Genomic DNA, 13156 nt, shown 5'->3' with positions numbered 1-13156 from the left:
CCGGATCGGTTCCGGAGCCCGTCGCGTTCCGCATCGGTCAGCGGTGGCGGAAGACGGGCGGCCGCTTGTCGGCGAAGGCGGCCATGCCTTCCTTCTGGTCGGCGGTGGCGAACACCGCGTGGAAGAGGCGCCGCTCGAACCGGACGCCCTCGGTGAGCGTCGTCTCGAAGGCACGGCCGACGGCCTCCTTCGCCATCATGGTGACCGGCAGCGACATGCCGGCCACCGTCTCGGCGACCGCCATCGCCTCCCCGAGCAGTTCACCGGCCGGCACGACGCGGGATACCAGCCCCGCCCGCTCCGCCTCGGCGGCGTCCATGGTGCGGCCCGTGAGGCACAGTTCCATGGCCTTGGCCTTGCCCACGGCGCGGGTCAGCCGCTGGGAGCCGCCGATGCCCGGGATCACCCCGAGTTTGATCTCGGGCTGGCCGAAGACGGCGGTGTCGGCGGCGAGCAGGATGTCGCACAGCATGGCCAGCTCGCAGCCACCGCCGAGCGCGTACCCGGACACGGCCGCGACGGTCGGCGTCCGCAACTGTCCCAGCCGGTCCCAGGCGGCGAACCAGTCGGTGAGGTACATGTCCATGTACCCCTGCGGCTGCATTTCCTTGATGTCGGCGCCGGCCGCGAACGCCTTCGCCGAGCCGGTGACGACGATGCAGCCGCAGTCCGGGTCCCGGTCGAGTCTCTCGGTCGCGGCCACGACCTCGTTCATCACCTGGAGATTCAGGGCGTTGAGGGCCTTCGGCCGGTTGAGCGTGAGGAGGGCGGTGCGTCCCTTGCGCTCGACCAGGATCGTCTCGTAGTCGGTGGTCATGTGGCTGTCTCTCCGCTCCGGTCCCTGATGGTGCGTACGACGCCGGAGAAGTCCTCCGCGTCGCCGACCCGTTCGGCGTATGTCGCGTACAGTTCGGCCGCGCGCAGGCCGAGTTCCGCGTGCACGCCGCCCTCGCGGACGGCGTTGGCGGCCAGGCCCAGGTCCTTGGCCATCAGGGAGGCGGCGAAGCCCGGCCGGTAGTCGCGGTTGGCGGGGCTGGTCGGCACCGGGCCGGGGACGGGGCAGTTGACGCTGAGTGCCCAGCACTGGCCGGACGCGGTGGAGGCCACGTCGTACAGCGCCTGATGGGACAGGCCGAGGCTCTCGCCGAGGACGAACGCCTCGCTGACGGCGATCATGGAGACGCCGAGGATCATGTTGTTGCAGATCTTGGCGGCCTGGCCGGCGCCCGGGCCACCGCAGTGCACGGCCTTCTTCCCCATGGCCTCCAGCAGAGGGCGCGCCTCGGCGAACTCGCCCTCTCCACCACCGGCCATGAAGGTCAGGGTGGCGGCCTCCGCCCCGACCACACCGCCGGACACGGGCGCGTCCAGCGCCCGCATACCGGCGGCGATGGCCCGATCATGGGCCGTGCGCGCGTCGACGACATCGATGGTGGAGCAGTCGACGAAGAGGGTGCCGGGGCGGGCCGCAGTGAGGATGTCGTCGTAGAGGCCCAGGACGTGGCGTCCGGCGGGCAACATGCTGACGACCACGTCGGCGGCGGCGACGGCCTCGGCCGCGGACGGGACGGGCTCCACACCGGCCTGGGCGGCGGCCTCGACGGCCGCGGGGACCAGGTCGTGGCCGAGCACCCGGTGGCCGGCCTTCGTCAGGTTGGCGGCCATCGGGCCGCCCATGTGTCCGAGTCCGACGAATGCGACGGTCCGGCTCACCAGGCCACCTCCTCGGTGGTGTCGGCTGCGTCGGCTAGGCCGAGTTCCCGCTCGCCGAGGGGCGCGAAGAAGCGCTCGACGTCCACGTCGGTGACCTCGACGAGGGTCGCGGGCGACCAGTGGGGGTTCCGGTCCTTGTCGATGACCTGGGCGCGGACGCCCTCGACCAGGTCCGGGGCGTGCAGACAGGCCAGGGAGACGCGGTACTCCTGGTCGAGGACGCGCTCCAGCGGTCCGAGCCGTCGGGCGCGGCGCACGGCGGCCAGGGTGACCTTGAGCGCGGTCGGGGACTTGAGGAGGAGGGTCTCGGCGGTCTTCTTGGCGGCCGGGCCGCCCTGCGCGAGGAGCCGCTGGACGATCTCCTCGACGGTGTCGGCGGAGAAGCAGGCGTCGATCCAGCTCCTGTGGCCGGCGAGTTCCCCCGGCGGCGGATCCTGAACGTGACGCCGGAGGGCCTCGCGCACCGGCAGTTCGGCGAGGTCGTCGGCGAAGGACCGGAGCGAGGCGGAGGGCATGTACTGGTCGGCGAGTCCGCACAGCAGAGCGTCGGCCGCTCCGATCTGTCCGCCCGTCAGCGCGAGATACGTGCCCAGCTCTCCCGGTGCGAGGGCGAGCAGATGGGTTCCGCCGACGTCGGGGACGAAGCCGATACCGGTTTCCGGCATGGCGATCCTCGACCGTTCGGTGACGATCCGGACGCTGCCGTGCGCGGACACGCCGACCCCGCCGCCCATGACGATGCCGTCCATGACGGCGACGTACGGCTTCGGGTAACGCGCGATGCGGGCATTGAGGCGGTACTCGTCGCGCCAGAAGGCGGCCGAGGCGCTGCCGTCCCCGTCGCGGGCGTCGTCGTGGATGGCGCGGATGTCACCGCCGGCGCACAGGCCGCGCTCCCCCTCTCCGGTGATGACGACGGTCTCGACGGCCGGATCCTGCTCCCACTCCGTGAGCTTCGCGTCGATCCGGAGCACCATGTCGTGGGTGAGGGAGTTCAGAGCCCGAGGGCGGTTGAGAGCGATGTGGGCGGCCCGGCCGCTCGTGCGGAACAGGACGTCGCTCACCGGAACGCCTCCGTCAGGCCGCGGGCCACGATGACGCGCATGATCTCGTTCGTTCCTTCCAGGATCTGGTGGACGCGCAGGTCACGGACAATCTTCTCGATGCCGTACTCGCTGAGGTAGCCGTATCCGCCGTGCAGTTGGAGTGCGCGGTCGGCGACGGAGTAGCCGGTGTCGGTGGCGAACCGCTTGGCCATCGCGCACAGGTACGGCGCCTGCGGATCGCCCCGGTCGAGTGCCTGGGCTGCCTGCTGGACCAGGGCGCGTGCGGCGGTGAGCTCGGTCGCCATGTCGGCCAGGCGGAAACGCAGGGCCTGGGCGTCCAGGAGCCGCTGCCCGAACGCCTCGCGGTCGGCGAGGTGGGCCAGGCTGCGGTCGAGCGCGCTGCGGGCGCCGCCCAGGGAGCAGGCGGCGATGCCGAGACGGCCGCCGTTGAGGCCGCTCATGGCGATGCGGAAGCCCTCGCCCTCGCGGCCGAGGAGCCGGTCGGCGGGCAGGCGGACGCCGTCCAGGACGACCTGGCGGGTGGGCTGTGCGTTCCAGCCCATCTTCCGTTCGTTCGGTCCGAAGGAGAGGCCGGCGTCGTCCTTGTCGACGACGAACGCGGACACGCCGTCGGCGCCTTCGGTGCCGGTGCGGGCCATGACGACGTACAGCTGGGAGGTCCCGGCCCCGGAGATGAACTGCTTCACGCCGGTGAGTACCCAGCCGTCGCCGTCCCGTACGGCCCTGCTGGTGAGGGCCGCCGCGTCGGAGCCGGCGCCCGGCTCGGTCAGGCAGTAGCTGGCGAGATCCTCCATGGCGCACAGGCGCGGCAGCCACCGTTCGCGCTGGGCGTCGTCGCCGTAGCGGTCGATCATCCAGGCGACCATGTTATGGATGGAGAGGTAGCCCGCGAGGGACGGGCAGCCGGAGGCGAGGGTCTCGAAGACGAGGACGCCGTCGGAGCGGGTGAGGCCGCTGCCGCCGGACTCCTCGCGGACGTAGACGCCGCCGAGGCCGAGCCCGGCCGCCTTACGCAGTACGTCCACCGGGAAGTGCTTGTCACGGTCCCAGTCCAGGGCGTGCGGGGCGAGGTGGTCCTGGGCGAAGTCCAGGGTGGTCTCGACGAGGGCCTGCTGGTCCTCGGTGAGCAGGGTGCTGTTCATGGCCGCTCAGCCCATCGTGGGGATCGTGAAGCTCGCGCCCTCCCGCAGGCCGGCGGGCCAGCGGGAGGTGACCGTCTTCGTCCGCGTGTAAAAGCGGATCGCGTCCGGGCCGTGCTGGTTGAGGTCGCCGAAGCCGGAGCGCTTCCAGCCGCCGAAGGTGTGGTAGGCGACCGGCACCGGGATGGGCACGTTGACGCCGACCATGCCGGTGTTCACGCGCCGGGTGAAGTCGCGTGCGGTGTCGCCGTCCCGGGTGAAGATCGCCACGCCGTTGCCGAAGGTGTGCTCGCTGGGCAGGCGCAGCGCCTCCTCGTAGTCGGCGGCACGTACGACACACAGCACGGGGCCGAAGATCTCCTCCTGGTAGACGCGCATGGCGGGCGTCACCCGGTCGAAGAGGGAGGCGCCGGCGAAGAAGCCGTTCTCGTGCCCTTCCAGGACGAAGTCCCGCCCGTCCACGACGAGGTCCGCGCCCTCCTCGACCCCGAGGTCGACGTAGGAGCGGACCCGGTCCACGGCGTCCCGGCCGACCAGGGGGCCGAAGTCGGCCTCGGGGTCGTCGCTGCGGCCGATCCGCAGCGCGGCGATGCGCTCCTTGAGCCGGGCCACGAGGGCGTCGGCGGTCTCCTCCCCCACCGGGACGGCGACGGAGATCGCCATGCACCGCTCCCCCGCCGAGCCGTACCCGGCGCCGATCAGCGCATCCACGGCCTGGTCGAGATCGGCGTCCGGCATCACGATCATGTGGTTCTTGGCGCCGCCGAAGCACTGGGCGCGCTTGCCGCGGGCGGCGGCGGTGGCGTAGACGTGCGCGGCGACCGGGGTGGAGCCGACGAAGCCGAGGGCGGCCACGCGGGGATCGTCGAGGAGGGTGTCGACGGTCTCCCGGGCGCCGTTGACGACGTTGAGGACGCCGGGCGGCAGTCCCGCCTCCAGGAACAGCTCGGCGAGCCGCAGCGGAACGGACGGGTCCCGTTCGGACGGCTTGAGGATGAAGGCGTTGCCGCAGGCCAGCGCGGGGGCCGCCTTCCACAGGGGGATCATCGCCGGGAAGTTGAAGGGGGTGACCCCGGCGACCACGCCGAGCGGGGCGCGCAGGGAGTGGACATCGATGCCGGTGCCCGCGTTGTCGGTGAACTCGCCCTTGAGGAGGTGCGGGATGCCCGCCGCGAACTCGACGACCTCCACCCCGCGTTGGATGTCGCCGTGCGCGTCGGCGATCGTCTTGCCGTGCTCGGCGGACAGCAGCCGGGCCAGCGCGTCCTTCTCCCGCTCGACGAGCTGGAGGAAGCACATCATGACCCGGGCGCGGCGCTGCGGGTTCCATTCGCCCCACTCGCGTTGCGCGTGGACCGCGTCGGCGATGACCGCCTCGGTCTCGGCGCGGTTCGCGAGGGGCACCAGGGCCTGCACCTCGCCGGTGTTGGGGTCGTACACCTCGCCGAAGGACCCCGAGGTGCCCGGGGTGCGCTTGCCGCCGACGAAGTGGGTCAACTCGCGCACGGAGGCGCGTTCGTGCTCGCGGACCATGACTGCCTGCTCTCGTCAGGAGGGATCCGGGGATGGCGCACGCCGGTCCGCGCACGCGCACGCAAGTGGCGTACGGATGCCGGGGCGCGAGATCGCGTATGGCCGGAGTCCCGTCAGACGGCGGGCTCACCAGGGTCGTGGGTACACACCGGTGCCATGCGTGTCAGCTCCATCCTCGTGGAAAACACGGAACATCCCGCGGCCGGTATCCTGACTCCCAGATCAGCGCACGCCGTCCGCCTTCCCGACATCCTGCTCGTCAGTGGCGTCCTGCTCGACGGCGTGCTCCCCGGTCACAGTGGCGGGACCGTGCCGGAATCACACCGGCTTCCCTGCACCGCGGGCCTTGTGCTCGCGACTATATAGTTGGACGTCCTAGTAAATCCAGTACCGGGAGCGTGTGCCACGGACACCGCTGGTCAGCGGGGTTCGGAATCAGCCGTCCGGGGTTCGGCGAAGCGCACGGGAGCGCGGAAGCGGGCCTTGCGCGCGGCTCGCCGGAAGGTGGTCAGCACCGCCGGCCCCGCCAGCAGGATGCACACGAGATTGGTGACCGCCCGGCCGGTGTCCCAGCCGAGGGACGTGGCGATGTCGAAGGCGATGTAGCGCTGCCACTGCTCGGTGAAGGGCAGGCCGGGCAGGTAGGCGATGGAGCTGTTCGGGTCCAGGGAGAACGGCCAGAAGGAGAGGTTGAGGAGGAAGCCGAAGAGATAGCCGGACAGCGACCCGTAGACGGCCAGCATCAGCACCTCGCGGCGGCCCGAGGCCCGGGGAAGGAAACCGGCGAGCATCCCGACGAAGGCGCAGCCGAACATCTGGTACGGCATCCAGGGCCCGACCCCGCCGGTGATGAGGGCCGAGGCGAACAGGGAGGTGCAGCCCAGGGTGAAGCCGAAGCCGGGGCCGTAGACCCGGCCGGCCAGGACCAGGACGAAGAAGACGGTCTCGATGCCCGCGGTTCCGGCGCCCAGCGGACGCAGGGCCGCGTTCACGGCGGACAGGACCCCCAGCATGGCGAGGGCCTTGGAGTCGATACCGCCCTCGGCGATCTCCGAGAGGATCACGCACAGGACGAGGACCAGGAGCACGCCGAAGATGAGCGGGGGCACGTAGTTCGAGCCGAACTTCCCGGGGGCGACCAGGAACGGCCAGAAGAAGGCGACGACACCGAGGAACGCCGCCAAGGTCATGACGACGCCGACGCGTGGGGTCAGTCGGATGGCGGCGGTGGTCGTCATGGTCGGGCCGCCTTCACCTGGTCGACGGTCAGATAGGGCAGCGGGGCGAGGATCTTCGCCGTCTGGGGCGCGAACACGGGCGAGGAGACGATGACGTCGGTGGTCGGGCCGTCGTCGACGACGTCCCCCTCGGCCATGACGACGACGCGGTCGGCGGCGCGGGCGGCGAACTCGACGTCGTGAGTGGAGATCACCACCGTCCTGCCCTCCGCCGCGAGGGCGTTCACGACACCGATCAATGCGGTCTTCGCCCGGTAGTCCAGGCCGCGGGTCGGCTCGTCCAGGAGGACGACCTCGGGCGCCGCGGACAGCTGGATGGCCAGGACGAGAGCCAGCTTCTGTCCCTCCGACAGGTCGCGGGGGTGGGTGGCGTCGTCGATGCCCGGGGCGAGCCGGTCCAGGACGGTGCGGGCCTTCGTCGTGGTGCCCGACTCGGTGTCCGCCTGGTCGAGTTCCTGCTTGACGCTCTCCAGGTAGAGCAGGTCGGAGGGGGTCTGCGGGACCAGTCCGACGAGTTGGCGGGACCGGGTGGCGGGAACGTCGCGCGGATCGGGGCCGTCGGCCAGCTTCACCGTCCCGGCGCGGCGCGGGCCCGACCCCTGCAGGGCCCACAGGAGGGAGGACTTGCCGGAGCCGTTGCGGCCCATGAGGGCGGTCACCTCGCCCGCGTACAGGTCGAGGTCGACCTCCCGTACGGCGGGGACGCCGCCGTAGGTGACGGTGATGCCGCGCGCCGTCAGGAGCCGGCGCCGCTCGCCGGCCGGGGCCGGGCGGACGGGGTCCGGGGTGCGGGCAGCCAGTTCGGCGCGCAGGGGGGCGGCCGCACGGCGGGCGTCGCGGATCGACAGGGGCAGGGGTGACCAGTCGGCCGCCCGGCCCAGTTCGACGATCGGTGGCGCGATGGCCGACGTGCGCAGGATCTCGGCGGCGGGACCGATGCGGGCGCGGCCGTCACCGGGGAGGTGGAGGACGCGGTCGGCGTACTGGACGACGCGCTCCAGACGGTGCTCGGCCATCAGGACGGTGACGCCGAGGTCGTGGACGAGACGGGTGACCGCGGCGAGGACCTCCTCGGCAGCCGTCGGGTCGAGGGCGGAGGTCGGTTCGTCCAGGACCAGGACTCGCGGGTGGGCGGTGAGGACCGAGCCGATGGCGACGCGCTGCTGCTGGCCGCCGGAGAGTTCGTGCAGCGCACGGTGGCGCAGGTCGGCCAGGCCGAGCAGGTCGAGGGTCTCCTCGACCCGTTTGCGCATGGTCCCGGGAGCTATCGCCAACTGTTCCATGGAGTAGGCGAGCTCCTCCTCCACGGTGTCGGTGACGAAGCCGTCGATCGGGTCCTGGCCCACCACTCCGACGACGTCGGCCAGTTCGCGGGGCGGGTGGTGGGCCGTGTCCCGGCCGTCGACCGTGACACGGCCGTAGAGGGTTCCGCCGGTGAAGTGCGGGACGAGCCCGTTGACCGCGCCCAGGAGCGTCGACTTGCCGACGCCCGTGTGTCCGACGACGAGGCAGAGTTCGCCCTCGTCCACCGTGAGGTCGACGTCCCGCAGGGCCGGCTCGGGTGTGTCGTCGTACTGGATGGTGACCTGGTCGAAGGTGATCACGGGGCGGCGGCTCTCCGGACGGGAGTGGGCGGGGGCGCGAGGAATCCGGCCGTGCCGGCGAGCAGGATCGCGGCGGTCGGTACGAGGGGCAGGTCGGGCCAGGTGAGAGGGTAGAAAGTGGGGTTGAGCTGGGCGGGGTCGTAGCCGAGGTTGGTGAAGAGCAGGACCGCCGACAGGACGCCGCTGCAGGCGACGGCCCACTCGGGCAGGCGCCAGGGGTCGGGGCGGTAGGTGGTGCGGGTCACGCGCCGCCCGCCCAGGCGCAGGCCCGCCACGCACAGCAGCGCGCCGCACCCCATGGCGGGCAGGCCCAGGAAGGCGGGCGCGGTGGCGTCCAGCAGGCCGTAGGCGCCGGCGCACAGGCCGCACATGCCGAGCAGCATCAAGGCGCCTGTCATCCGGCGGGAGCGAGGGGTGGCGCGTCCGGAACGGCCGTAGCCGCGCGAGTCCATGGCGGCGGCGAGGCGCAGCGAGCGTTCCAGGGCGTCCTCCAGCACCGGGATGACGATGCCGCGCAGGGCCCGCATGCCCTTGGTGTTGCCGGCGCGCAGCTTCCGGGCCCGCACGACGCGCTGCACGCTCTGCACCAGCTGCGGGGCCACGCTGATCGCGACGGTGACGGCGACGCCCAGCTCGTACAGCGCGCCCGGCAGGACGCGCAGGGCCCGCTTGGGGTTGGCGAGGGTGTTGGCGGCGCCGATGCAGCACAGCATGCACGCCAGGCGCAGTCCGTCGGTCGCCGCCGACAGCAGTGCTTCCAGCGAGACCGGCCCGCCGATCTGGATGCCCGCGTACCAGTCGGGGGTGGGGATGTGCGGAAGGGAGAAGAGGAAGTGGTCGTGGGGGGTGATGCCGGTGGCGAAGACGGCGCGGAAGACGACCCGGATCGCCACGACGGTCAGGGCCAGGTACAGGTAGTACTTGAAGCCGCGGGCCCATGGCGCCTCCGTGCGCCGGGCGGTGACGACGTAGGCGAGGACGGCAAGGACAAGGAAGAGCAGGAGTGGGTTGTTGGTGCGGCTGACGGCGGTGGCGAGGGCCAGCGCCCAGACCCACCACGCCATCGGGTGCAGGATGCGCGGCAGCCGCCTGCCACCCCGGTCCGGCGACGCGCCGGACGGGACGGCAGGGGCCTGAACAGTCGTACGGGCCACGCCGCTCACTCGGTGCGTCGGCGTCGGCGGGCCGCGTAGACGGCGGCGCCGCCGATCAGGACGACGAGTGAGGCACCCGTGACCACGGGCAGGATGGAGCCGGAGTCGTGCGGGGCGTCCGCGGCCGGAGCCGCGTCCACCACCTTGGTGCTCGGGCCCGGTGCAGCTACGGCCGAAGAGGTCGCTGTGGCGCTGGGCGTGGGAGAGGGCGTGGCGCTTGCGCTCTTGCTCGGCTCGGCCTTCTTCGTCTCGGACTTCTCGGAAGCCGGTTTCTTCGACGCGGTGGGTGCGGGGCGCTCGGGGCTGCGCCGCTGCGGTGCGGGGCCGGTGTCGACGTCCGGGGGAAGCTCGGGTGCCTTCTCGTCGGAGGGCGGCTTGCCCGTGTCGCCGATCGGCTCGGTGTTGTGGGCGCGCAGTTGGTCCGGGGTGACGGTGGGGCGACCCTTGGTTCCCCCGATGTCGGTGCCGCCGAAGACCCAGAGGTCCACGCTGCCCGGTTTGGGCTTGTAGAGCATGGCGCCGAGCTGGCTGTACTCCCAGGTGTTCTCGCCCCGGTCCGCGTGCCAGTACGACCAGTACGCGGACGCCGGAGGGGTGAGCACGCAGTCTTCCTCGGCCGGAGTCGGGAACTGCTTGCCGTTCTGGTACCCGCTGTAGCCGATGCGGCAGATGAACGCCGGCCCGTCGTGGCCGGTGCCCGTGGTGCGCCAGCCGCCCTGGTTGAGGAGTTCGTAGCCGGTGGTGGGCGTCGTTCCGCAGGAACGGAACAGCGGGCCGCCCCAGTCGCTGAAGTCGACGGCGAGGACGACGCCGGACGTGGTCGTGCACCGGCCCATGGGCTGGGGGTCGGCGGCGGCCGAGGGTGCGGTGACACCGAGCGCGGCGGCAGCCACGGCCAGGGCCGCCGTCGCCCGGGCCGCCGTCCCGGCGAGGCGCGAGCCGATCATCGCCCGCCCTCCGCCATGGCCTTGCGCCGGGCCACGACCGCGACGCGCCACCCGGCCAGCACCATCAGCGCGGCGATCGCGGCCAGGAGTCCGACCTGGACGCCGGTGGAGGCGAGCGCGCCCCCGCCACCGCCCCCGCCGCCGGAAGCGCCGTACCCGCCCGAGGTGTCGCCCGGCGTGACGATGTCCGGGACGCCGTCGCTCGGGTCCGGGGTGGGCTGCGGTGAGGTACCGGCCAGGCTGCGCTCCAGCTCGCCGAAGGAGATGCCGGTGGCGCCGCTCACCGCCTGGGCGGACGCGCGCAGGTCGGAGCCGCGCTGCCCGTCGGCCGAGGCGTTGAAGCCGCCGTCGGGATTCTGCTGGGCGGCGAGGAACTTGCGTGCTCCGGTGATCTCGTCGGCGTACCGGGAGGCGTCGAGGGACAGTCCCTGCACCGCGAGGGCGGTGGAGTTGACCGAGATGCCGACCGTGCCCGGGAAGCCACCGCCGGGCAGCTGCCGTGAGGCCAGCCAGGCCAGTGCCCGGTCGACGGCTCGCTCGGCCTCGGCGCCGCCGACCATGTCCAGGGCCATGGCGGCGATGGCGGTGGAGTCGACGTCGGAGTCACCGGTCGACGGGATCAGGCTGGGCCAGGCCCCGCTCTCGTGCTGGAGGCTCGCCAGGTAGGCGACCGGCTCCTCGGCTGCCTCGTCCTCGCCCGCGCGCAGCTGCGCCATGATTCCGAGGGACTGCTTGAACACGGACTCGGCGTAGTTGTAGTTGCCCTTGGCGGCACACCCTCTCTTGGGCAGGCTGCTCTTGGTGCAGACGCTCTTGTCGAGAGCGTCGATGAGGTCCAGACCGGCGAAGTCGCGGGCGTCGCGTCCGACGGCCTGGGCGAGGAGCGCGGTCTTGCCGATGGCGCCGCCCTGCGCGTAGGTGGTGCCGGCACCGGTGTAGTCGCGGATGCTCTTTCCCGCACCGTCCTCGCCGCCGCCGTCGATGAAGTCGACGATGCCGCGGAGCTTGTTGTTGTCGAGGCCGGTGGCGGCGAGCGCGTAGGCGGTGTCGATGGTGAGGCCGAAGTCGGCTTCGGGGGAGTTCGGGTCGAAGAGGTGGTAGTGGCCCTGCTTCAGCCGGTCGGCGCCGGTGAGGTAGGCGACGCCCTTCTTCAGGTCGGGTCCCTCTCCCGGCGGCGGGGTGCCGGGTTGCGTGGTCGGAGGCTGGGACGTGGTGGGCGGCTCGGAGGTCGGCGGGCCGGTCGGCTCGGACTTCTTCGTGGTCAGGGTGGCGAGGCTGGTGCGCGCGCCGGCGAGAACGGCGACCGACGTGGGGTAGGGCGCCGGGTCGGTGGCGTCCTCCTCGAAGCCGAAGCCTCCCCCGTCGAGCTGCTGACGGGACAGCCAGCCGAGTGCGGCGTCCGCGCGTTCGATGTCCCCCAGGACCTGCAGGGCCTGGGCGGCGTAGGCGGTGGCGTAGACGCTGCCGGCGGTGGCGCCGGTGTAGCCGGGGAAGGCGCCGTCGTCGCGCTGGGTCCGGGCCAGGTAGGTCCGGGCCTTCTCGACGGCCTCGGCGTGACCGCCCGCTTCGTCCAGGGTCAGCGCGACGAGGCCGGTGGTGGCCGGGTCGCCGTCGCAGTTCTCGCCGGAGCGGATGAGGACGCTGGTCACTCCGCCGTCACGGCACTGCATCTGGGTCAGCCGGTCCACCGTCTCGGCCGCGGGTGCCGTTCCGGCGCGCAGCAGCGCGAGGACGGACAGGGCCTGTCCCTCGGTGTAGCCGGCGTTGCGGAAGTCGCCCTTCGCGGTGCAGCCGGGGGTCGGTTCGCCGGACTCGGGCCCGGCGGCGCACACGTTGGCCGCCAGGTCGGCGACGAGGTCGTGGCCGCCGACGGCGCGCGGGTCCGCCTCGGTGCTCTCGGCCAGCAGCGCCAGCCGGGCGGCGGCGGTGGCGTCGGGGGCCTCGTCGGTGCCGTTGGGGTAGGCGTAGTCGCCGGCGTGGGCGGCGAGGAAGGCCGTCACCTTGTCGAGATCAGCGCTCTTGCCCTCGGTGGCGGCGAGGGCGTAGGCCGTCTCCGTCGTGAGGAGGTAGTTCGGAACGTCGCTGCCCTCGTCGATGACACGTTCGCCGTCGGTGAGACGGCCCTTCAGCCAGGCCGCCGCGGCTTCCGCGTCGACCTCGCCCGGCGCTCCCGTCGGCGTTCCGGGGTCGGGGGTGCCGCCGGTGTCGCCGGCGCGGACGTCGTCCGGGCTGAAGTCGGGCCTGCCGGTGCTGCCGCCCACGTCCGTGCCGCCGTACACCCAGGCGTCGACGTCGCCGTCCTTGAGATTGCGGCTCATGGCGCCGTACTGGCTGTAGGACCAGTCGTCGTCGCCGGGAGAGGCGACCCAGTAGGACCAGTACGCGGTCGCGGGCGGGGTGAGGACGCAGTCGTCCCGGTCCGGGGTCGGGTACTGGGTGCCGCCGTCGAACGAGCCGTGACCGATGCGGCAGATGAAGGCCGGGCCGTCGTGGCCGGTGCCCGTGGTGCCGAAACCGCCGTCGTGCAGCAGCTCGTAGCCGGTGGTCGGCGTCGGGTCGCAGCCGCGCACGACGTCACCGCCGAACGGTCCGAAGTCGACCGCGACGACCGCGCCCTTGGTGGCCGTGCACTCCCCGATCGGGTCCGCGGAGGCCGACGACGTGGTGAGGAAGGTCACGCAGGCGGCCGTCAGCACCAGGAAGGCGGTCACCAGTGCCGTCACCGGGCCGGGTCTCGCTCCCACCCGCCCGTCTCTTCGCT

10 protein-coding genes and 1 riboswitch are annotated in these 13156 nt (G+C 72.4%); all 10 genes read right to left on the bottom strand.

Going from position 1 to position 13156, the window contains the following annotated elements:
* Nucleotides 1-37: 37 nt before the first annotated feature.
* The 10 genes from ACIGO6_RS06110 to ACIGO6_RS06065 all read right to left on the bottom strand — a co-directional run bounded on the left by ACIGO6_RS06110 (nucleotide 38) and on the right by ACIGO6_RS06065 (nucleotide 13118).
* Nucleotides 38-817: an enoyl-CoA hydratase gene (locus ACIGO6_RS06110; protein ID WP_399871997.1), complete on the bottom strand. Its 780-nt coding sequence runs from the start codon at nucleotides 815-817 to the stop codon at nucleotides 38-40.
* Entirely contained in the window at nucleotides 814-1713 is a 900-nt protein-coding gene (mmsB, locus tag ACIGO6_RS06105) for a 3-hydroxyisobutyrate dehydrogenase (protein WP_399871995.1), read from the bottom strand. Before mmsB ends, ACIGO6_RS06110 begins: the two co-directional genes overlap by 4 nt.
* Nucleotides 1710-2777, bottom strand: a complete 1068-nt coding sequence (locus ACIGO6_RS06100) for an enoyl-CoA hydratase/isomerase family protein (RefSeq protein ID WP_399871992.1) — start codon at nucleotides 2775-2777, stop codon at nucleotides 1710-1712. Before ACIGO6_RS06100 ends, mmsB begins: the two co-directional genes overlap by 4 nt.
* On the bottom strand, nucleotides 2774-3922 hold the full coding sequence (locus tag ACIGO6_RS06095; protein ID WP_399871989.1) for an acyl-CoA dehydrogenase family protein: 1149 nt from the start codon (nucleotides 3920-3922) through the stop codon (nucleotides 2774-2776). The genes ACIGO6_RS06100 and ACIGO6_RS06095 overlap by 4 nt, the downstream gene beginning before the upstream one ends.
* 6 nt (nucleotides 3923-3928) lie before the next feature.
* Entirely contained in the window at nucleotides 3929-5452 is a 1524-nt protein-coding gene (locus tag ACIGO6_RS06090) for a CoA-acylating methylmalonate-semialdehyde dehydrogenase (protein WP_399871987.1), read from the bottom strand.
* Between the two features lie 182 nt (nucleotides 5453-5634).
* Nucleotides 5635-5816, bottom strand: a riboswitch (cobalamin riboswitch).
* 55 nt (nucleotides 5817-5871) lie between these two features.
* Nucleotides 5872-6690, bottom strand: coding sequence for an ECF transporter S component (locus tag ACIGO6_RS06085; RefSeq protein WP_399871984.1), 819 nt, complete (start codon nucleotides 6688-6690; stop codon nucleotides 5872-5874).
* Nucleotides 6687-8294 carry an ABC transporter ATP-binding protein gene (locus ACIGO6_RS06080; protein WP_399871982.1) on the bottom strand — a complete coding sequence of 536 codons (1608 nt, stop codon included), beginning with the start codon at nucleotides 8292-8294 and terminating at the stop codon, nucleotides 6687-6689. The genes ACIGO6_RS06085 and ACIGO6_RS06080 overlap by 4 nt, the downstream gene beginning before the upstream one ends.
* Nucleotides 8291-9457 (bottom strand): energy-coupling factor transporter transmembrane component T, encoded by a 1167-nt coding sequence (locus ACIGO6_RS06075; protein ID WP_399871979.1) that lies wholly within the window; start codon nucleotides 9455-9457, stop codon nucleotides 8291-8293. Before ACIGO6_RS06075 ends, ACIGO6_RS06080 begins: the two co-directional genes overlap by 4 nt.
* Nucleotides 9454-10395, bottom strand: a complete 942-nt coding sequence (locus tag ACIGO6_RS06070; RefSeq protein ID WP_399871976.1) for a hypothetical protein — start codon at nucleotides 10393-10395, stop codon at nucleotides 9454-9456. Before ACIGO6_RS06070 ends, ACIGO6_RS06075 begins: the two co-directional genes overlap by 4 nt.
* Nucleotides 10392-13118 (bottom strand): prenyltransferase/squalene oxidase repeat-containing protein, encoded by a 2727-nt coding sequence (locus tag ACIGO6_RS06065; protein WP_399871973.1) that lies wholly within the window; start codon nucleotides 13116-13118, stop codon nucleotides 10392-10394. The genes ACIGO6_RS06070 and ACIGO6_RS06065 overlap by 4 nt, the downstream gene beginning before the upstream one ends.
* Between the last annotated feature and the right edge of the window lie 38 nt (nucleotides 13119-13156).

Origin of the sequence: Streptomyces sp. NPDC053750, assembly GCF_044544295.1 — a bacterium.
Classification (GTDB): Bacteria; Actinomycetota; Actinomycetes; order Streptomycetales; family Streptomycetaceae; genus Streptomyces.
The sequence above is the reverse complement of the archived record's forward strand: the minus strand, read 5'-3'. Positions and strand labels throughout refer to the sequence as shown.

What these genes read in the sequence shown, in the direction of transcription:
- ACIGO6_RS06070 (WP_399871976.1), bottom strand. Translation starts at nt 10,395, where the DNA reads ATGATCGGCTCGCGCCTCGCCGGGACGGCGGCCCGGGCGACGGCGGCC.
- ACIGO6_RS06095 (WP_399871989.1), bottom strand. Translation starts at nt 3,922, where the DNA reads ATGAACAGCACCCTGCTCACCGAGGACCAGCAGGCCCTCGTCGAGACC.
- ACIGO6_RS06110 (WP_399871997.1), bottom strand. Translation starts at nt 817, where the DNA reads ATGACCACCGACTACGAGACGATCCTGGTCGAGCGCAAGGGACGCACC.
- ACIGO6_RS06085 (WP_399871984.1), bottom strand. Translation starts at nt 6,690, where the DNA reads ATGACGACCACCGCCGCCATCCGACTGACCCCACGCGTCGGCGTCGTC.
- ACIGO6_RS06090 (WP_399871987.1), bottom strand. Translation starts at nt 5,452, where the DNA reads ATGGTCCGCGAGCACGAACGCGCCTCCGTGCGCGAGTTGACCCACTTC.